We start from the raw sequence: 19,083 nt of genomic DNA, 5'->3' as shown, positions 1-19,083 counted from the left end.
GCACACTGTAAGAACCTATGTGTGTTTAGCTCCATAACCCGCCTCGATTATACGTCAAAATTCACTTGCCCGCCATTTGCTTAAGTGAGCATCAACAGACCCAAAAGAGAAAGATGCCATCATAGCTTCTGTTTGACCTTATTTTTGGTGCTAAACGAATGATCGATACAATCATTTTCGCCGCAGTTCCTCTTTTACATATTGCATGAAAAGATTTTTGGATGATGAATTATACTCCGTGTTACGTAATTGCAGCAGACCGACCGGAATGGATGAATCCTTAAGTTCGACGTGTATTTTCACGACATTCGTGGGTAACACTGTGGAATCTAGAACGGCTCCAACGGAAGGAATTCGCTGAACGAATCCGGGAATTGCCGAGATTTGACTCACCGTATATAGAAAAGGGGTTTCGGTGTAATGGGAATATTGCTTAGCTAACCGCAGATAATACAAGCAGGTATTTCCTCCAACGATCATCTGATAGTTAAGCAGTTCTTCAAAGGGTACTATTCCCTTTCTTTCAGCCAAGGGATGGTTGTTCGCTACAATGAAGGAAATATTCTCGTTATATAGAGGTTCAAAGCTAAATGAAGAAAAATCGGTAGGCTCTCCGCATATGGCAAAGTCCAGTTGTTTCTGGAGTACCGCTCGTGACAAGGAGTCGGTGTTCCCACTGACAAAGTGACATGATACTTTTGGTTTAAGTTCCTGGAATTGTCGCAGAGAGCTTGGCAGCACATGCTCGAATATCGATGCTAGCCCTCCGACGCGCAGGGAGCCGATCTCCTCTCTTTGCAAAGCTTTCGCTTGCTCAGTTACATGGTTCCAGTGTTGAATGAGCTTGTCAATTTCCACGGCAAAAATTTGTCCAGAAGCTGTTAACTCTGCATCCCATCCCCGTTTAAATAGCTGGATGCCCATTTCCTTCTCCAGCCGCTGGACTTGATTCGTAATCGTAGACTGCGCGTAATTCAATTTAGCGGCCGCCTTAGTGAAGTTTCCTTCTTGAATAATCGTTCGAAACGTAATTAGTTCCTTTAAGTCCATAGCACATATCTCCATCGGTATAATTGAATTAAAATATCATTTTATTCAATTATACAAATAAATTAGYGGGGAGTAAAATTAAGTTATCCCATAGAAGGAGTGATATAACATGCCATTCATCAGAGTAAGTTACATGGAAAACCAATATGGGAAAGAGCAGATACCCATCATAAGCCAGGCCATTATGAATGCACTAATTCAGCATTTTAACGTACCGGAAGATGATTGCTTTCAAGTTTTCCATTCACACAAAGAAAGCGAGTTTTATTTTAGCCGGAATTACTTAAATATAGAGCGAAGTGACGGGCTGCTCTATATTCAAATTACGCTCAAATCGGGAAGAAGCATCGAGCAGAAAAAAAGCTTTTACGCAAAGTTAGCCGAGCTATTATCAAATACGCTTAACATGAGGAAAGAAGACGTTTTCGTCGTACTGGTCGATACGGAATTTGAGGACTGGTCATTCGGTAACGGCATTGCACAAATGATCGAATGTCCAGACAACAAGGGGGAGGCATAAGAATGAAGCATCGAAAAATCAAATCAACTGCCCGAGAATCGTTTGGGGATATTGCACCTGCTTTTGTGCGATATTCGGAAGAAGTACTCTTCGGGGACGTGTGGAGAAGAGAACAATTATCGCTTCGGGAACGCAGTCTCCTTACGATATCAGCACTAGTCGCCGGTGGACTTACAGAACAGCTTTCTTATCATCTCCGCCTTGCAAAAGAGAACGGTCTGACCGAAGAAGAACTGATCGAAGCGTTGACCCATCTCGCGTTTTACGCTGGATGGCCGCGAGCCGCGTCGGCGATTCAAGTTGCGAAGGAAGTATTCGAGGTGAACACATAAAGACGGAACACGCCAATTCGGGCGTGTTTTTTTGTGTATATGGATGTCCATGGGTTCACTAGAATCATGATATACTAAAGCTTATTAATAGATAAGTTGAAGCCTAAGAGGAGGACACTAGCATGTCGGCTGTGACCTTTTACCGCGAGGATTCGCTGCCTTTTTTGGAAGCAAAGCGATGTATGAGGAGCGATCTTGCTTATCAAAAGCATTTCCATATGGATGACCGGGTGTTAAATTTTGTGCAAGATGAGCAGACAACCTAACGGTAAGAGGTTTTATCTTGAGGCAGTTTAAGGCCAGCATGTGGTTAACTACCTTGTTATCCTGCACATATGCAGTAACTTATTCCTTATAAGCGTGTATACCTCACCTATCCTGTATATTTGCAATAAAATGTTGAAAACTTCAATGGTTAGCTAACTAATCGGTCTCTATGTTGTATGGTGTGCAACATAGACGCCTATCCGCATCGCATACAAGCCTCTACCCTGCATATATGCAGGATAGAATCGATTGGTGAGCTTGAGTGTGAAGTATATTTGGTTCTACTTGCTGTATATACACATTAGCGAAAAGGGTCTGTTCTAAAGGTAGCTACAGCTACTTTCGGGATAGACCCTCTCTCTTTGACGATAACTATTGGCAGCGGTAGACTTTGAGAGGGGACAAATGGGTTGACAAGATAAAAGGAAAATTAATTGAATAGATCAAAACTTTACTCTTGATGAAAAAATATTCAAGGAGTACAATTTTTTCAATATAATCAGGGGAGATTGACTATAAATAAATCTTTTACCTGATTTGATGAAAAAAGAGGTGGAATTGTCTTGGACATAACAAAGTTTTGTGAGGGTATTAGGCTTAACGAGGCTGCTCGGCGGCAAGTATATGCGTATCCTATGAAGGAAGAGGAGTATAGTCAATATAAACAACATTTTCTTTCAGATCGATATTCATTTTTTGAAAACGTAAAGCAAACAACAGATTATCGGAAATTGTTATTGTATTTATTTGTTAGATTTGCTGTCGATGCGTATCAGGAATACCAGATACGAGGGATTAGTGATCAATATTATTATGATACCTTCTCAGATATTCAGATCTGGTGTTTAAACTGCAAGCGAGATTTTAATGAATACGGAATCGAGGAATATAATTGGCTGCAGGAGCATGTTCAGCTTCGTTTATTCCGATTGGGCAGATTGCAATTTCAGCCTTTTGCTATAGATCGTGATTTAGAGGTAGAAGGACAAAAAATATTTAAAAATCAAATTGTGCTTAATGTACATATTCCACAAGGCGAACCTCTTTCTCAACAGGGCGTAGAAGAGTCCTTTGAATTAGCCAGAGTTTTTTTTAGAGGAATATCTCCAGTGTACATTTGTCATTCGTGGCTGCTTTATCCGGATTTAAATAAGATTTTAAGTCATGGCTCCAATATATTGCAGTTTCAAAAGCATTTTTACATCTATGATATCGATGAGGCTTCAAGGGAAGCAGAGCAAAGAATATTCAACCGATTAAGTGCAGACCCATTCAGTTATGAAGAGGAAACAAGCTTACAGCGCAGTGCGAAAGCATTTCTAGTTGCTGGGAACAACCTAGGAAGCGGTTTTGGAATTAAGCTGGACTAAGAAAAATTCAATTGTGAAACTCCATCATACGCTACTAAGAAGAACACGCCAATTCGGGCGTGTTTTTTTGTGTATATGGATGTCCATGGGTTCACTAGAATCATGATATACTAAAGCTTATGAAATTTAAGTTGAAACCTAAGAGGAGGGCACAAGCATGTCAACTGTGACCTTTTACCGCGAGGATTCGCTGCCTTTTTTGGAAGCAAAGCGATGTATGAGGAGCGATCTTGCTTATCAAAAGCATTTTCATGAGGAATATTCGATTGGACTTATAGATGAAGGTGAAACAAGCGCATGGTGCGATGGAACGCTGCTTCAGGTTGAAGCGAGAAGGGTCATTAGTTTTCCGCCGAAAATGATGCATGCTTGTCATCCTCTTGATGATATGGAGTGGCAGTACAAGATGCTTTTCATCAAGCCCGAATGGTTTCAAGGCCTTAATCATACAGAGCTTGGCCAGCTTGATATCCMGTACTTGCTGGAAGAGGGTAAAAATAATGTTTGTCGATTGCAAATAAACCGGACGATGGAGGCACTTATTAGCAAAGGTACTCCGCTTGAAATCGAAACGGCTTTAATTGAGCTGGTACAAGCACTCGTTAGTCAGAATACGGAAGATCTTGAACATGAATCACAGCGTAAACAGGATCAAAAGTACGTCAAACTGATAAAAGAGTATTTGCATGCTCATTTTGATGAAAATGTTACGTTGGAGCAGCTGGAGAATGAAGCGGGTATTAGCAGATTTCATCTTGTTCGTCTATTTAAGAAATGGAGTCATCTGCCTCCGCACGCTTATCAGATTTTGCTGAGAATCAATCATGCAAAGCTGGAATTGACCAAGCAGCGACCAATATCCGAAATTGCAGCAGAAGTGGGCTTTTATGACCAGAGTCACTTTTCTAAAGCATTTGTCAAAATCGTTGGGGCAACGCCGCAAAAATATGCTTTGTCTATTTGAAATGGAGCAATTTTATACAATACCGCTGCCTGTCTAGCCTGTAAACTTAGATTTACTTGAATGAAGGAGTGGTAGAACCATTATGCATAACAGATCAGACTTAGAAAAACAATTTACAGCTTCGCTCAAATCTATCGCTCGTCGTTCTGACCTAAAGTCATATGTGGAGCAAACGCCACAGCTTAACCAAATGCTGCGACGTGCAGCTGCGCGGTATGTAACCAGTGAAGCAAGGCAAGATGGAGTTGATGCAGCAAGCGAGCTTTCCGCCAAAGGATACGCGGTATCACTTGAGTATATCGGCGAGAATACAGCTGATGTCGCTGAGTGTGAGGCAGCAGTTACAGAAATGATGACTCTCATCCATGAAGCTCGGAAAAATGAGCTCTCCGCACGATTATCATTTGATCTATCACATATCGGGCTCTCGCTGGATACGGAGCTTGCTTATTCGAATCTTATGAATTTAGCTGGGCAGGCGCAGAAAGCTGGCGTTGAACTATTCATTAGTATGGAAGAGTCCTCAAAGACGGACAGAATACTGACTATATTTGAGCGAGCAGCTTCTATTTATCCTAATGTCGGCATTACGTTACAGGCGCATTTGAAAAGAACACCGCAGGATTTGGCAGCTATTGCCTCACCTAGCCGTATCCGCATCGTCAAAGGTGCGTATCAAGAATCCAGTGAATACTCGTTACCTCGTTCTCCTGCGCTAAATGATCGTTATGTTGAACTTGTAGAGAGCGCGCTCCGCCAAGGACACCGTGTATCGATCGCTACCCATGATGAGTCTATTATTGAACAACTTCTTAATCAAGGAGTGGGATCAAGCTCTAATGCTGAGTTTGAAATGCTGTATGGTATTCGTCCAGATTTGAGCAGCAAGCTGAAAGCAGCAGGACATCCGATCAGGATTTATCTTACTTATGGACATGAATGGTATTTGTACTTGTGCCATCGCATTGCGGAGTACCCGCCGAATCTTTTTCAAGCTGTCATAGATACGGTAAGTCATGAGGGAGTCCAGCCTGTGCAGTCGTATGAGTGAAGGAACTGATTGGAGTGATGTTTTCGCGTGAGAGCATATATGCTGAAGTACACTATTTAATGATCGTAAAACGCTTGAATTTCCGAGCGTTTTTTTGTTTTTTTGCTTGTTTATAGAAAAATGAGCACCTAAGGAAATTTATTTTAATGTTTGGGAGGTTTTGGGTACATTGGTCTAGAATTGTAGATATAAGTAGTTCTCAAGTCTATGTTTTAATTGTACACTAATATAACTTTCGCTTGATAAACGAACTGGAGAAGCCATAATGATAATTAATAATAACCCATCTGCTATTAACGCTCATAATAGTTTAAAGAAAAATAATATCCAAACGTCTAAAGCATCGGAAAAGCTGTCTTCGGGTCTACGCATTAATCGTGCAGCTGATGATGCAGCAGGACTAGCCATTTCAGAGAAGATGAGAGCTCAAATCAGAGGGTTAGATCAAGCCTATAAAAACGTTCAAAATGGGATTTCACTTATTCAGACTGCTGAAAGCGGATACCAGGAAATAACGGATATCATTCAACGACAAAGAGAATTGATTATTCAAGGCATGAATGATACGAATACGTTTGAGGACAAGCAGAAAATTGACCAAGAAATTCAACAGCTTAAAGAAGAAATAAATAAAATTGCTACCCAAACGGAATTCAATACCATTAATCTTTTGGGACGAGATGACTTTCAAATATTAGCCGACCGTTCAAGTCATACGATTAAAGTAAATACATCGGGACCGTTTCTTCCAACGACTATAATTAATGAACGGACAACATCCTTTTTTCCTATTGGTATGACTGAGGTTCCCGTAACCGCTCAATCTTCGAATACAAGTACAACGATCGGTAACGTTAACAATTTTAGCGCTTCAGTCACACCTATTACTTCACCTGATGGACGTGAGGGGTATAACAATTATGAAAAAAATGAACATATCCATACAGAGACAACAACTACAGGTACCTATTATTATGGAAGAGAACTAGTCAGCGATCCTAGATATAAAGAGCTTGATATTAAGCATCTTTCCATTAACAATGTGTTTTTTCAGACTGAGCTTATTCCAAGTGGAACGACAGCTGGACAGTACCCTGATTTTGGTGGATTTGAAGATCGTTTCATAACAGTGGAAATAAACGGTATGTCTCATACCCTTGATAACTTTACTTTAACGAGTTCGACTATAACTTCGAGCGCGATTACAGCTGTTTATGAAAAAGATGGTATTGAAATCGAAAAGATTATGTCGACGGATGGGTCGGCTTTTAAAGCAGAGTTTAAAATTAAAAATCATTCCGGTGTAGATGATAAACAAATCAAATTTAGTGCTGGTTTTAAGCCGGAATACGACGGATCATATAATATTTCGTCCTCCAGCGGAGTTCCCACAGGCGTTACTGCTAATCAAACGGAAATACCGAGTTCAGGAACTGTGTTTGAACTATCAAACGATCTTGTGAATTATGATTTTTCATTCCTGAATGGCGGAAGCTACGTTAAGCCTAATACATTAACAACGGGAAGCGATATTTTGCAATCGGATAACTTAGGTCCTAATGTCATCACTCCGACATGGGAAACGGCGGATCTTGATGATGGCGCTGTTTTGGAATTTGGCATTGTGCTAAATCATTTTAATTTTAAGAAAGATGTTTACCTCGTAACGAATAAAACGACAAGTCAAATTGATTCAATTATTGAAACGGTTACTACGGACATAACCGATGTTGACTATATTCCGCCTCGACTTGATATTCAAATCGGGGCAAACGAAAATCAATCGATAATTATTCCCCTTTTCAGTGTGAAGCTGGAAGGATTGGGTATTGCCAATATGTCTATTTTACCGCCGGCCATACCTAGTGAATCGCTAGCTCAAGCAGATCATGCCATAACAAGAGTTACAAACTATAGAACGATTTATGGAGCATTGCAAAATCGATTAGAACACACAGCGAACAACTTAGGAAATTATGCCGAAAATTTAACCGCAGCAGAATCACGAATACGTGATGCTGATATGGCAAAAGAGATGATGGATTTAACCAAATCGCGTATTCTGAATCAAACAGCACAAGCTATGCTCGCTCAGGCTAATCAGAATCCACAGGCAATTTTACATTTGTTCCAGTAACACGAAACCTACCTTTATGGTAGGTTTTTCATGTTGTTAGGGCATCTGCATTTTCGCTATTGGTTGTTGTGGATTGGTTAAATGGCTGCCGCATGGCAGGAGGATTGCTTTTAAGAGGATAAGGCATGAAAGAGCAGCAGTGAAAATAGTTTTCTCATGGATCGAGCGCCAATTTTGTTCATTAGATTTGATAGATGATTTTTGACCGTCTTTTCACTGATCACGCATTTTTCGGAGATCTCGCGATTAGTAAAACCATAAACAACGGAAAGGATGAGAATTTCTGATTCACGCTGTGTCAGCCGATAACGAGTTGCAAAACTTTGCATTACAGAATCTAATCTTCGAATTAGAAAATCGTTAACATCTTCATTTTCTATATCGTAATTATTATTAAATATCGCTTCATGTGACGGTTTCTTAACTTCATAGGAGAGTTTCACTATTTATGCTTACCTTCTAGTATTAAGCGGATTGAGAAAAACACACTTAAAATGAGAAGCAAACAACCGATTGCGTTCCATACGATCAAAAGCATTTCTACAAGTCTCCCTTGAACTTTTTTACTCCCACCTGCAGAAAAAAACATTGCCACTCCTAATTGTTTATCCAACTTTTCTCATTATAAATAATACGAAAGGCTTATTCTAGATGAAGAAGATCATTAGAAAATCGCTTTTTCGTCATTTTTCGACTGCTTTTGCCTCGAACATATGACTTAAGTCATGTTTATGATAAAATAAATGGTAAATCTATCATCCCACTCGGGGGCAATACTATGGATGTACAATTAAATAACAAAATGACTCACATCTTGTTCATCATTGTAATAGGAGCGACGATTTGCTTATTGTTACATACGAGCAAGCTATCTGCTTTACTTTTATTGCTGGTATGTACGTATATAACGATCGTCTTCATTCGAAATTACATCCTAAAGATTAACCTAGAAGGATGGATAGGCATATTGAGCTTATCTATTCAATTAATCTTGGCATCTGTTATATCAATAGGGTCGGACAGCTTTTTTGCACAAATTTATATTTTAATTCTCGTTGGAGAATTCAGCTTTTATCACAGCAGAAAACTGTCCATTATCTTTACTACGTTGAGCTATACTAGTTTTGTACTAGGACTTTTGGTTTATCGCCAATTCCCGCCCTTTAAAGAAATAGCTTATATGTTGCCTCGTATCATCGACTACTTTGCAATTTTTGGGATAAGCCTCCTTGCAAAAGTTGCTTTTCAGCAAAAAAATCAGTTGGCCAAAGACAATGAACAGCTGCGAATCGCATCCATTGAGTTAGCAAAGAAAACACAATTACAAGAGCGGACTAGAATATCCCGTGAAATTCATGATTCCGTTGGACATACGTTGACATCAGCGTTAGCCGGCCTGCAAACAGCAGCACATGCGATTGAGAAAAATAATTATGCGATTGCAAAAGATATGATCAATAGAACAAAAGAATATATTCACAATGGCTTGGATGATGTGCGAAGCTCGGTACAGCTGCTGCATGAACATGTTCTAGATCAGCCTTTTATACCTGAGCTTATTAAGCTGATCGATGAAACGAAGAGACAAACTCAGGTGGAAATTACATGCGAGATTGATGCAGCATTGCCTGAACTGCTGCCAATAGTCGAGATAACGATTTATCGGGCATTGCAAGAAGGCCTTACTAATGGAATTCGGCATGGTTGCAGTACCCATTTTGAGTTTTCGCTAACTCATCGTGATGGGCAGGTCCGGTTTATTTTATCCAATAATGGAAAAGTTCCTTCGCAATTTGTTCATGGTTTTGGTTTGAAAGCGATGAATGAGCGAGTAAAGGAAATTGGCGGAGAATTGACGATTTTGAACGAGCGTGCTGCCGATGGTGTAGCGCTAGACATAAGCATACCTATTCAGACGAAAACGATAGAGCGGAGGGAGCAAATTGTCTAAAAGAACGATTGTGATAGCAGACGATCAGCCCTTAATTCGCGATGGTTTGGCAGCTATTTTAAGTATGGAGGATGAATACTTAGTTGCAGCTACAACGGGTGATGGGTTGGCAACGATAGCGCAAGTAAGATTGCACCGTCCTGAGCTGGTTTTAATGGACATCCATATGCCGAAGTTGGATGGTTTGGAAGCAACAAAAAGAATCAAAACGGAGTTTCCGGATACGAAAGTGCTCGTTCTGACAACGTTCGAGGATGAAGAATACATATGGGAAGCGATACGGCATGGAGCTAGCGGCTTTTTAGTTAAAGGGGTTGAGACTAAGAAGCTTCTCTCTACGATTCAGGATTGTTTAGAGGGGAGAATCAATTATCCCAGTCGCATTCAGCAACGTCTTGTACAGGCTCTTAACTTTCCAGAACAGTTTGAACAAGGATCACCCCAAGAAATTTCCGAGCCTTATTCAATCGAGCAGCCTGATGATATGCTGATTGGTTTGTCCACACAGGAACGAAATATTGTAATGCAATTGAAACAAGGGAAGTCGAATCAAGCTATCGCTTCTGAATTGTTTTTAACGACGGGTACAGTAAAAAATTATTTGAGTGCGATTTACAAAAAACTGAAGGTTTCCAGCCGAACGGAAGCAATCGCATATCTTCATCATTCTTCGGGAACATCATCACCCCCGAGTTCTACATAGTCGATTGCCGAAAAAGCTGATTTTGGGATAGCCCGAAGTCAGCTTTTTTGTGTAGTCGTACGATGTATTTTATGATGCGGCGCATGCTTATTTGTTTAGTTTTTTTCGAAACCATAATCCCGTTCGACCTTGCAAACTCTTGTTTTGTAGCTGCTATACCAATCCGCTATTCCTTGTTGCTGTGCGACCAAATGCCGTTCATTTTGTTTCCATTTTTGAATCGCTTCAAGGGATTCCCAATAAGACACGGTAATGCCTAGCCCTTCTCTCGCACTTTCTACACCAAGATAACCCGGTTGAACGGATGCAAGCTTCACCATTTCATCTGCCATTTCCTTGTATTGGTTCTCAATTGCTGTTCGTTCTGATGTAAATATGACTGCATAATAAGGCGGTTGTGGCGTTTTAGCAATTTCACTCATGATTTGCCTCCTTGAATTTATTTATATAAAGTTTAAAGAAAATAATTATACAGTTGTTCTTATCGAAAATAAACAACAGAATGAGCAGAAATCAATATGTGTATTTTGAAAAACATAACGTTTGTGCTATCATAGTTTCTTCCGAATATTAGATTGATGGTAGCAAATGATTACATATTCCTACACAAATGAGTATTCGAGCAATCACATCAATAGATGAAATTATATTGTTATTAATTCCTTGCCTTGGGAAGTATAACTATGAATGGATTCTTAGAACGACATCGAGAGGGTAACAAATGGAGCAAATGATTCAAGATTTAATTGTTATTGTGAATGATTTTTTATGGTCGAAGCTGTTGATTGTTATGCTTATTGCAATTGGCCTTTACTTCACCCTGCGGTCAAATGTACTGCAATTGCGTATGTTAAAGGAAATGTTCCGTCTGCTGTTTGAGTCCACAAGCGGTCCGCGCGGCAGCATTTCACCATTTCAGGCGTTTTGCATTAGTATGGCAGCTCGTGTAGGAACAGGGAATATTACTGGAATCGCTATCGCGATCGCGTTAGGTGGACCAGGGGCTGTGTTCTGGATGTGGATCATCGCCATTATTGGTTCAGCCTCAAGCTTCGTAGAAAGTACGCTTGCTCAGGTTTACAAGATTAAGGACGGAGAGAGCTTCCGCGGAGGCCCAGCTTATTATATGCAAGCGGGTTTAAAGAAGCGGTGGATGGGCGCCTTATTTGCGATCTTAATTACGTTGTCCTTCGGGCTCGTATTTAATGCTGTGCAGTCGAACACGATTACGATTGCTTTTGAGAACTCTTTTGGCACCAATCGACTGGCAGTGGGATTGATTATGACAGCGATATTTGCTGTTATCATTATTGGCGGTGTTAAGCGGATCGCCAAGCTATCCGAATATATTGTGGTTGTGCTGGCGGTTTTGTATATTGGGGTAGCTCTTACGATTGTTGTGATAAATATTGCAGATATGCCGGCAGTGCTTGCTTTAATTGTAAAAAATGCGTTCGGAATAGAACAAGTAGCCGGCGGCTCACTTGGCGCAGCGCTTATGCATGGCGTAAAACGCGGTTTATTTTCTAACGAAGCAGGGATGGGCAGTGCTCCCAATGCTGCAGCTACCGCAACGACCAGTCATCCGGCGAAGCAAGGCTTGATCCAAGCGCTTGGTGTTCTGTTTGACACCTTAGTCATTTGTACGAGTACAGCCTTTATTATTTTGCTGTCAGGCGTGTATGAACAGCAGGGATTAGGCGGAATTGAACTCACGCAAGCAGCTCTTAGCGTGCATATGGGTTCATGGGCATCAGGCTTCCTAGCGATCATGGTTTTTCTGTTCGCGTTTAGCACATTGATGGGCAATTATTATTATGGGGAAACAAATATTGAGTTTCTCAACACCAGTAAAGTCTGGTTATGGCTATACCGCATTTGTGTGCTGGCGATGGTCATTTTCGGGTCGGTTGCCAAAGTGCAGCTTGTCTGGGATTTAGCAGATTTGTTCATGGGACTGATGGTGGTGGTCAATCTCATCGCCATTACTCTTTTATCACGAATCGCCTTTGATGTGCTGCGGAACTATATGCAGCAGAAGAAGGCAGGGCGTGATCCGCAATTTGTGAAGAGCAGCGTCAAAGGTTTGGAAGACGTGGAATGCTGGGATGACTGAGACCCGCAAATGTTGCACAACGATAAATAAAAGGAGTGTCCTACAGGTCAGAAGTAATGACTTGTAGGGCACTCCTTTTTGTATTTATAGTCATCATCAATCACTTTTCTCTTTGCAATATGATGAAGCTCGCAGATGATAAATGCTTATGTTTTTGTTCGATAATACGCTCAACTTTGTAGTTGCTATAGGCTTTCAAATGATTTAAAATATCCCGATCTCGAATCGTCGGCACGACGTTTGGCTCGTCGGCGCTTGTAATTCGTGTATATAAAATGACATACTCCGCCTCACATGAGAAAATGTCGTTTAACGTTTTGTTGAAATCATGGTCATCCGTAATATGGTAAAGAACGTCTAAACAAACGACGAGCTCGCATGTTAGATAACCATGGTTAACGAAGTGTCGAGGGTTGTAGGCGAGAAAGCTTTTGGAGCGATCACCGGCAAATCTTTGCGCGCAAATATCGATGGAGGAATTGGCTACGTCCAAACCTAAATACTGTTCATAGCTCATTAATGATATTTGGTTTCCATCCCCGCATCCGAATTCGATTACCTTTTGAATCCCATGTTCGCTTATAAAAGAATTAATTACCTCCGCTTTAAAGTCCGCCAGCACACCGTAAGAGCCGCTGCCTGATGTGCCGCCTTGGGAGTAATTGTTGTCCCAATACGTCTTATAGTCAAATGGCGTCTTTTGTTCTTCGGTCATGTTGATCATTAGCCTCCTTTTATTTCATCCATTTCCTTGGCATCCACCATTATATGTATAACAGCTTTTAAGTGAACCGAAGCAAAGTCCTTATAATAGAAAACAACAAAATACTCTAAAAATAATAAAGTAGAAAACTAATAATGTGTTTTTAGTTGTTATTAGTTGTTTTTATGTTGACTTTGTAAAAGTTGGTGAGTATGATAAACATGGAAATCATGAGCCGGATTGGGGCAGCACTTAATTCATATAGAAGAGGAGAAATGATGAATGGAGAAAATAGCACGGGTGTTCATTATAGGTTGGGATGGAGCAGGAAATTTTGTGAAAGATGCGCATACACCTAATTTGGATCGATTAATTCGTACAGGTACGTTCACATTTGACGCTCAAACGGTCTCACCAACGATTAGTGCGCAATGCTGGGGATCGCTTCTTCACGGAGTAGGTCCTGAAAAACATGGTCTTACGAATGATATCGCCAGTGAACATACGTTTCCCGAGCAATCGCAATATCCTTCCATTTTTCGAATCGTTCGGGATAACATGCCAGATGCCAAAATGGCGGCGTTCAGCGTCTGGAATCCAATTAACGATGGCATTATCGAATCGACGATCGATGTGCATAAAGTATCGATGAATGACCGTGAGCTTTCGCTTGCGGCTGCTGAATATATTAAGGGGAATCCCGATGTGTTGCTGATGTTTATCGGCTTAGACTTGCCCGATGGAGCGGGGCACCAGCATGGATTCAATACACCTGAGCAGCTGCTTGCCATAGAAGAGACGGACGAAAGTACAGGAATCATATTACAAGCCATTGAAGAGACGGGGCTTCTGAAAGACAGCTTGATTATTGTCGTTTCCGATCATGGGGGCGGCGGAGAGCAGGCTTATCAGCATGGCAGCGATCACCCACAGGACAAAACGATCTTCTGGGGCTGCACTGGCCCTGGAATTAAACATAATGCCACGCTTCAAGGTGAGCTTATGATTACAGATACGGCGGCAGTTGTTCTCCACGCACTAGGGCTGAATGCAAGAAGCTGGGAAGCCAAGCTGCCTGAAGGCCTTTTTAATCCTTGATCTTATTTATTCAAAAGCTGAGCTTACCCAATAAACAGCGCGCCCTTAACTACGGAACGCGCTGTTTTTTTTGGGGATATAGACAAATCATTACTAAATTCGTAATAAAAGAAGAGCTGTTTTCGCTAAAATAGGTGGCTTTGTGAGTGAATCTGACAACATAAACAAGGGCATACAATCTCCACTTTAGAACTGCGAAAATTGCAAAAATAAGTCATTTAAAATAATAATTAACTGCTGTTGACTTCCTTCTAACGAGGAGGTAATATAATTTTTACAACATTGTATACGCTTACATTTTAAATAAATTTGTGAATACATATAGTAAGGAGGAGGTGTGTTTATAATTATCAGAAAATTCAAACAACATTTTGAAGTATCTAATTTTTTTACGATGGGGAGTGAGCCGAATGCAAAAAAAAGAATGTGTAGCGATGCTGCTTGCAGGCGGTGAAGGAAAAAGATTAAGCCATCTCACGTCTAAGCTAGCAAAGCCAGCTGTGCCTTTCGGCGGCAAGTATCGGATCATCGATTTCACGTTAAGCAATTGCAGCAACTCAGGTATTCATACGGTTGGGGTACTGACTCAATATCAACCGATGGTACTGAACTCTTACATAGGAATAGGCAGCTCATGGGATTTGGATCGAAAAAATGGCGGGGTTACCGTGCTTCCTCCATTTATGGAGCAACGAGGCGGCAGCTGGTATAAAGGGACGGCGCATGCGATCTATCAAAATATTCATTATCTCGAACAATATGATCCTGAATATGTTTTAGTTATTTCCGGTGATCACGTATATAAAATGGATTACTCCCTCATGCTCGAGCAGCACAAGGCACGGAAAGCGGATGCTACGATCGCCGTAATTGAAGTCCCATTACATGAAGCAAGCCGATTCGGCATTATGGATGTGGACCATGAAGATCGAATTATTGAATTTGAGGAAAAGCCGAAGCTGCCCAAAAATAATCTCGCCTCCATGGGCATATATATTTTTACTTGGGATGTATTAAAAAAGAAACTAATTGCAGATGCGCAGGACCCGGCATCAAGCAATGACTTTGGCAAAGACATTATTCCATCGATGCTCTACAGCAGCCATTCTATTTTTGCCTATCGTTTTAGCGGATATTGGAAGGATGTTGGCACCGTTGAAAGTCTATGGGAAGCACATATGGACCTTCTTCTTGAAAATCCACCGTTTACGCTTCATGACGCGAAGTGGCGAATTTATGCTAAAAACCCTAACAAGCCTCCGCATCATATCGCATCTACCGGCAAAGTGACAGGCTCCTTAGTGAATGAAGGATGTATGGTTTTTGGGGAAGTAGATCATTCCGTACTCTTTTACGGTGTTCATGTTGGGGAAGGCAGCCTCATCAAAGACTCGGTTATTATGCCGGACGCAAAGATTGGGAACAATGTCACGATTCATAAAGCGATCATCGGCTCGGGCACTGTCATTCAAGATGGCGCGATTGTAGGCAGTGCGGGTGATGCGGCTGAAATCACTCTAATCGGTGAAAACATGGTCATTTCTTCTCAATTGATATAGGAGTGAATGCGATGAATAATGTTCTAGGTGTCATCAATCTTAGCATTAACCAGCCGCTCTTGCATGAACTGACCTACTCAAGAGCGACTGCGACGGTACCTTTCGGCGGCAGATATCGATTGATTGATTTTGTATTATCGAATATGGTGAATTCCGGAATTAACAATGTGGCAGTACTCGCTCATAACAATTACCGTTCCATCATTGACCATTTGGGCTCTGGGAAAGAGTGGGATTTGGATCGGAAATACCGAGGATTGTTTATTTTGCCCCCTAACAATAGCAATGTTCCCGGCTTTAACGGCGATTTGCAAAATTTTTACGGTTCTCTCGAATATTTTGCCCGCAGCACGGAGGAGTACGTCATCGTTTCAAGCAGTCATATGATTTGCAATATCAACTATACGGAAGCTGTAGAGAATCATAAACGCACAAATGCAGATATTACTGTCATCTACAAGGAAATGGACGTTGATCGTGASGATTTCTCTAACCTCATTACGCTTGACTTGGCTCGGGATGGGCGAGTCGTACGTATGACAGAAAATCGCCAGAACAAGGAAAGCAACAAAGCCTATATGCGGATGATCATCATTAAGAAAGAGCTGCTTATTAATCTGGTCAAAAAAAGTGTAAATCAAAACTACTATGACCTTGTCCGGCATGTCATTATTCGAAATCTGAACGAGTTAAAAGTGTATGGCTACGAATATAAAGGATATTTGGCCGTCATTAATTCCGTTCAAAATTATTTTAAGCACAGCAAAGAGCTGTTGAATCCTGAGGTATGGAAATCTCTATTTTACGAGCCGGGTGTTATTTACACCAAAATCAAGGATGAACCGCCTGCAAGATACGCGAGTAGTGCAGTCGTTAAAAATTCACAGGTGGCTAATGGTTGTATTATTGAGGGAACTGTGGAAAACAGCATCTTATTCCGAGGCGTTCGGATCGGTAAAGGAGCCGTTGTTCGAAACAGTATCGTAATGCAGAAATGTGTGATTGATGAGGATTCTAGCCTCGATCACGTTATTCTCGATAAAGAGGTACATGTCACGCGGGGAAATAAGCTGGCAGGAGAGGAAATGTCACCTACCGTTTTCTCAAAGAAAAGCATAATATAAAACATACAGCGACCGCTTCTCGTTTTTTTACGGGAGAGCGGTCGTTTTGTATTTTAATTTACTGCATGCCTTCCATCGCAACTCTGGATTCGCTGCGCATTCGCAGCTTGTATTCTCGTGGTGAGCACTGATTTTGCCGTTTAAAGAGCTTATAGAACTGGGCCATGTTCGTAATGCCTACCTCGTAGCTGACATCCATGATGCTTAGCTCACTCGTCAGCAGCAGCAGCTCGGATCGTTTAATTCGTTTATAGTTGACGTATTCAACGAAGGAGACGCCCATCGTTCTTTTGAAATATTTAATGAAGTAGTGGTAGCTCAAATTAAGCAAAGAACTAGCATCCTCTACGGACAGCTTGCTGCTTAAATGGGTGTCCACATAATCGAGAACGGGTCGTAATCGATTTAGTTCAATTTCCTCTGTATCGTTCAGCAGGTTTCGGCTGTCGCTTCTAAGCAGAAGAAGCAGCAATCGCTTTATAATTGAGCTGATAGCAATCTCGTAGCCTCTCATCCTCGTTTGTGACTCTTTGAATATTTCCAAAATAAAGGCATGGGTTTCTTGCTTGGCTGTTTCGTTCATGTCAAAAATATAATTAAGCTTATCGAGCGGCTCTGTCAGCTCAGAGAAGCAATTTAAATAAGGCATCGTACTTTGATCAAAATGTTTGCCCAAATCAATCTGAAAGACAACATAGTGCTGTACTTCCGAAAGCGGCTTGTGAGAGCGATGCGGCTGGGAGGCGCCTAGCACCATAACATCGCCTGGACCGAGGACGACATAGCCGTGCTTGCTTTGCACACCTAAGTGACCTTCAATAATAGCAAGGAATTCTACTTCTTTATGATAGTGCCATGGATGTTTCTCAAGCGTGCTGAAATAGTCAGCTTCCGAGTAAATCTCCCAAATTTTAAGAAACAATAGCGGATTTTGATAAATGACTTCTTCGTTGATCGCTTCGGAATGCGTATCAATGGTGGTTTTTATGATAGGCATATGCATCACCTCCATTTTGGAGTATACCACTTTTGGAAATGTTGAATCAATAAACGCGTCATTATTAGCTGTCTTTTCAGTATATCCAAAAAAGAAAGACACTTTTGAATATAAAATCAGCATGTTTAAGTATTACCTTAATGGGGCAAATTTTTTATACTGAGATTAACTGAATGAATAAGGAGTGTTCATATAATGGCAAAGGTAACGGTATGGAATGAAAATCGTCATGAGCAATTAAATCCGGTTGTTGCTGGAATTTATCCTCAAGGTATTCACGGTGCAATTGCAGCTTTTCTAACTGAAGCTGGCTACGATGCGGGAACGGCTACACTAGATGAGCCAGAGCATGGATTAACGGATGAGGTATTAAACAATACAGATGTACTCATTTGGTGGGGACATCTTGCGCATGGAGATGTAAAGGACGAAATCGTTCAAAAAGTACAGCAGCGCGTGCTGGATGGAATGGGCTTGATTGTTCTGCACTCTGGTCATTTCTCCAAAATCTTTAAAGTATTGATGGGTACAAGCTGTGACTTGAAATGGCGTGAAGCGGATGAGAAGGAACGCCTTTGGGTTGTAGCGCCAAGTCATCCGATTGCTGCAGGCCTTGGGGAGTATATCGAGCTGGAAAAAGAAGAAATGTACGGCGAGCATTTTGACATTCCTGCTCCAGACGAGCTTATTTTTACAAGCTGGTTTGAAGGCGGAGAAGTGTTCCGCAGCGGCTGTACGTTTACACGTGGAAACGGCAAAGTATTTTACTTTAGACCGGGACATGAAACTTATCCAACGTACCATAACAAAGACATTCAACGCGTCATTACGAATGCCGTGAAATGGGCACAGCCGGTAGACCGCAACCGTCCGGTTTATGGAAATGCACAGCCACTTGAAAAAATTTCAGTAAAATAAAATTATAAAAAAAGTAATGTAACGCTTGGGATTTGAATCCCAAGCGTTATTTTGTTTTGAGCACTATTTTGAAACGTTGCATAAAGTCAAAATAGAGCATTGGCAAATGGGGTATAATCCACCATACTAAATGGAGTGATCGCTCGGGCTTGCCTGCCCGATTGCATAGATGAAATTCTTGTCGCACGAACAATACAATAAGCGTGCACTATATCTAAAGCCG

Annotated in this window: 19 protein-coding genes; 14 read left to right on the top strand and 5 right to left on the bottom strand. The window is 41.2% G+C overall.

Going from position 1 to position 19,083, the window contains the following annotated elements:
- Positions 1-171 precede the first annotated feature (171 nt).
- Complete coding sequence (locus AB4Z50_RS13485) at positions 172-1,050, bottom strand: LysR family transcriptional regulator (protein ID WP_441879540.1); 879 nt, start codon at positions 1,048-1,050, stop codon at positions 172-174.
- A 109-nt stretch (positions 1,051-1,159) separates the two neighbouring features.
- Between AB4Z50_RS13485 and AB4Z50_RS13480 the strand changes: the two genes are divergently transcribed.
- The 7 genes from AB4Z50_RS13480 (at position 1,160) to AB4Z50_RS13450 (ending at position 7,691) form a co-directional block, all read left to right on the top strand.
- Positions 1,160-1,570: a tautomerase family protein gene (locus tag AB4Z50_RS13480; protein ID WP_441879538.1), complete on the top strand. Its 411-nt coding sequence runs from the start codon at positions 1,160-1,162 to the stop codon at positions 1,568-1,570.
- 2 nt (positions 1,571-1,572) lie between these two features.
- The gene (locus AB4Z50_RS13475) at positions 1,573-1,902 is read left to right on the top strand and encodes a carboxymuconolactone decarboxylase family protein (RefSeq protein WP_441879536.1); all 330 of its coding nucleotides are present in this window, start codon (positions 1,573-1,575) and stop codon (positions 1,900-1,902) included.
- Between the two features lie 122 nt (positions 1,903-2,024).
- Positions 2,025-2,168, top strand: coding sequence for a hypothetical protein (locus AB4Z50_RS13470; protein WP_441879534.1), 144 nt, complete (start codon positions 2,025-2,027; stop codon positions 2,166-2,168).
- 564 nt (positions 2,169-2,732) lie between these two features.
- The gene (locus AB4Z50_RS13465) at positions 2,733-3,539 is read left to right on the top strand and encodes an acyltransferase domain-containing protein (RefSeq protein WP_441879532.1); all 807 of its coding nucleotides are present in this window, start codon (positions 2,733-2,735) and stop codon (positions 3,537-3,539) included.
- 157 nt (positions 3,540-3,696) lie between these two features.
- Positions 3,697-4,503: an AraC family transcriptional regulator gene (locus AB4Z50_RS13460; RefSeq protein WP_441879530.1), complete on the top strand. Its 807-nt coding sequence runs from the start codon at positions 3,697-3,699 to the stop codon at positions 4,501-4,503.
- Between the two features lie 82 nt (positions 4,504-4,585).
- A complete protein-coding gene (locus AB4Z50_RS13455) occupies positions 4,586-5,554 on the top strand; it encodes a proline dehydrogenase family protein (RefSeq protein WP_441879528.1) in 969 nt (322 codons plus the stop codon).
- 265 nt (positions 5,555-5,819) lie between these two features.
- Complete coding sequence (locus AB4Z50_RS13450) at positions 5,820-7,691, top strand: flagellin N-terminal helical domain-containing protein (RefSeq protein ID WP_441879526.1); 1,872 nt, start codon at positions 5,820-5,822, stop codon at positions 7,689-7,691.
- A gap of 110 nt (positions 7,692-7,801) precedes the next feature.
- Here the strand turns inward: AB4Z50_RS13450 and AB4Z50_RS13445 are convergent, their stop codons facing one another.
- The gene (locus AB4Z50_RS13445) at positions 7,802-8,020 is read right to left on the bottom strand and encodes a response regulator transcription factor (RefSeq protein ID WP_441879524.1); all 219 of its coding nucleotides are present in this window, start codon (positions 8,018-8,020) and stop codon (positions 7,802-7,804) included.
- A 449-nt stretch (positions 8,021-8,469) separates the two neighbouring features.
- Between AB4Z50_RS13445 and AB4Z50_RS13440 the strand changes: the two genes are divergently transcribed.
- Together AB4Z50_RS13440 and AB4Z50_RS13435 are read left to right on the top strand one after the other, a co-directional pair.
- Entirely contained in the window at positions 8,470-9,642 is a 1,173-nt protein-coding gene (locus AB4Z50_RS13440; RefSeq protein ID WP_441879522.1) for a sensor histidine kinase, read from the top strand.
- A complete protein-coding gene (locus AB4Z50_RS13435; protein ID WP_441879520.1) occupies positions 9,635-10,345 on the top strand; it encodes a response regulator transcription factor in 711 nt (236 codons plus the stop codon). Before AB4Z50_RS13440 ends, AB4Z50_RS13435 begins: the two co-directional genes overlap by 8 nt.
- 95 nt (positions 10,346-10,440) lie before the next feature.
- On the opposite strand, the gene AB4Z50_RS13430 is transcribed toward AB4Z50_RS13435, so the two are convergent.
- Complete coding sequence (locus AB4Z50_RS13430; protein ID WP_441879518.1) at positions 10,441-10,767, bottom strand: antibiotic biosynthesis monooxygenase family protein; 327 nt, start codon at positions 10,765-10,767, stop codon at positions 10,441-10,443.
- Between the two features lie 299 nt (positions 10,768-11,066).
- Here AB4Z50_RS13430 and AB4Z50_RS13425 point away from each other — a divergent pair, with 299 nt between their 5' ends.
- Positions 11,067-12,461 (top strand): alanine/glycine:cation symporter family protein, encoded by a 1,395-nt coding sequence (locus tag AB4Z50_RS13425; protein ID WP_441879516.1) that lies wholly within the window; start codon positions 11,067-11,069, stop codon positions 12,459-12,461.
- A 100-nt stretch (positions 12,462-12,561) separates the two neighbouring features.
- On the opposite strand, the gene AB4Z50_RS13420 is transcribed toward AB4Z50_RS13425, so the two are convergent.
- Positions 12,562-13,176, bottom strand: a complete 615-nt coding sequence (locus AB4Z50_RS13420; protein WP_441879514.1) for a methyltransferase domain-containing protein — start codon at positions 13,174-13,176, stop codon at positions 12,562-12,564.
- 270 nt (positions 13,177-13,446) lie between these two features.
- Between AB4Z50_RS13420 and AB4Z50_RS13415 the strand changes: the two genes are divergently transcribed.
- The 3 genes from AB4Z50_RS13415 to glgD all read left to right on the top strand — a co-directional run bounded on the left by AB4Z50_RS13415 (position 13,447) and on the right by glgD (position 16,945).
- The gene (locus tag AB4Z50_RS13415) at positions 13,447-14,262 is read left to right on the top strand and encodes an alkaline phosphatase family protein (RefSeq protein WP_441879512.1); all 816 of its coding nucleotides are present in this window, start codon (positions 13,447-13,449) and stop codon (positions 14,260-14,262) included.
- Positions 14,263-14,672: 410 nt separating this feature from the next.
- Positions 14,673-15,821, top strand: a complete 1,149-nt coding sequence (locus AB4Z50_RS13410) for a glucose-1-phosphate adenylyltransferase (RefSeq protein ID WP_441879510.1) — start codon at positions 14,673-14,675, stop codon at positions 15,819-15,821.
- A gap of 11 nt (positions 15,822-15,832) precedes the next feature.
- Positions 15,833-16,945 (top strand): glucose-1-phosphate adenylyltransferase subunit GlgD, encoded by a 1,113-nt coding sequence (gene glgD / locus AB4Z50_RS13405; protein ID WP_441879508.1) that lies wholly within the window; start codon positions 15,833-15,835, stop codon positions 16,943-16,945.
- A 58-nt stretch (positions 16,946-17,003) separates the two neighbouring features.
- Here glgD and AB4Z50_RS13400 read toward each other — a convergent pair whose 3' ends face one another.
- Entirely contained in the window at positions 17,004-17,942 is a 939-nt protein-coding gene (locus tag AB4Z50_RS13400) for an AraC family transcriptional regulator (RefSeq protein ID WP_441879506.1), read from the bottom strand.
- Positions 17,943-18,137: 195 nt separating this feature from the next.
- Between AB4Z50_RS13400 and AB4Z50_RS13395 the strand changes: the two genes are divergently transcribed.
- Positions 18,138-18,860 carry a ThuA domain-containing protein gene (locus AB4Z50_RS13395; RefSeq protein WP_441879504.1) on the top strand — a complete coding sequence of 241 codons (723 nt, stop codon included), beginning with the start codon at positions 18,138-18,140 and terminating at the stop codon, positions 18,858-18,860.
- Positions 18,861-19,083: the final 223 nt, after the last annotated feature.

The sequence above is a fragment of the Paenibacillus sp. 2TAB26 genome (assembly GCF_052115145.1).
GTDB lineage: Bacteria > Bacillota > Bacilli > Paenibacillales > Paenibacillaceae > Pristimantibacillus.
The sequence above is the reverse complement of the archived record's forward strand: the minus strand, read 5'-3'. Positions and strand labels throughout refer to the sequence as shown.

Excerpts from the sequence above, each read along its gene's own strand:
- AB4Z50_RS13485 (WP_441879540.1), bottom strand. The coding sequence starts at position 1,050 with ATGGACTTAAAGGAACTAATTACGTTTCGAACGATTATTCAAGAAGGA.
- AB4Z50_RS13480 (WP_441879538.1), top strand. The coding sequence starts at position 1,160 with ATGCCATTCATCAGAGTAAGTTACATGGAAAACCAATATGGGAAAGAG.
- AB4Z50_RS13475 (WP_441879536.1), top strand. The coding sequence starts at position 1,573 with ATGAAGCATCGAAAAATCAAATCAACTGCCCGAGAATCGTTTGGGGAT.
- AB4Z50_RS13470 (WP_441879534.1), top strand. The coding sequence starts at position 2,025 with ATGTCGGCTGTGACCTTTTACCGCGAGGATTCGCTGCCTTTTTTGGAA.
- AB4Z50_RS13455 (WP_441879528.1), top strand. The coding sequence starts at position 4,586 with ATGCATAACAGATCAGACTTAGAAAAACAATTTACAGCTTCGCTCAAA.
- AB4Z50_RS13450 (WP_441879526.1), top strand. The coding sequence starts at position 5,820 with ATGATAATTAATAATAACCCATCTGCTATTAACGCTCATAATAGTTTA.
- AB4Z50_RS13445 (WP_441879524.1), bottom strand. The coding sequence starts at position 8,020 with ATGCAAAGTTTTGCAACTCGTTATCGGCTGACACAGCGTGAATCAGAA.
- AB4Z50_RS13440 (WP_441879522.1), top strand. The coding sequence starts at position 8,470 with ATGGATGTACAATTAAATAACAAAATGACTCACATCTTGTTCATCATT.
- AB4Z50_RS13430 (WP_441879518.1), bottom strand. The coding sequence starts at position 10,767 with ATGAGTGAAATTGCTAAAACGCCACAACCGCCTTATTATGCAGTCATA.
- AB4Z50_RS13425 (WP_441879516.1), top strand. The coding sequence starts at position 11,067 with ATGGAGCAAATGATTCAAGATTTAATTGTTATTGTGAATGATTTTTTA.
- AB4Z50_RS13420 (WP_441879514.1), bottom strand. The coding sequence starts at position 13,176 with ATGACCGAAGAACAAAAGACGCCATTTGACTATAAGACGTATTGGGAC.
- AB4Z50_RS13415 (WP_441879512.1), top strand. The coding sequence starts at position 13,447 with ATGGAGAAAATAGCACGGGTGTTCATTATAGGTTGGGATGGAGCAGGA.
- AB4Z50_RS13410 (WP_441879510.1), top strand. The coding sequence starts at position 14,673 with ATGCAAAAAAAAGAATGTGTAGCGATGCTGCTTGCAGGCGGTGAAGGA.
- AB4Z50_RS13400 (WP_441879506.1), bottom strand. The coding sequence starts at position 17,942 with ATGCCTATCATAAAAACCACCATTGATACGCATTCCGAAGCGATCAAC.
- AB4Z50_RS13395 (WP_441879504.1), top strand. The coding sequence starts at position 18,138 with ATGGCAAAGGTAACGGTATGGAATGAAAATCGTCATGAGCAATTAAAT.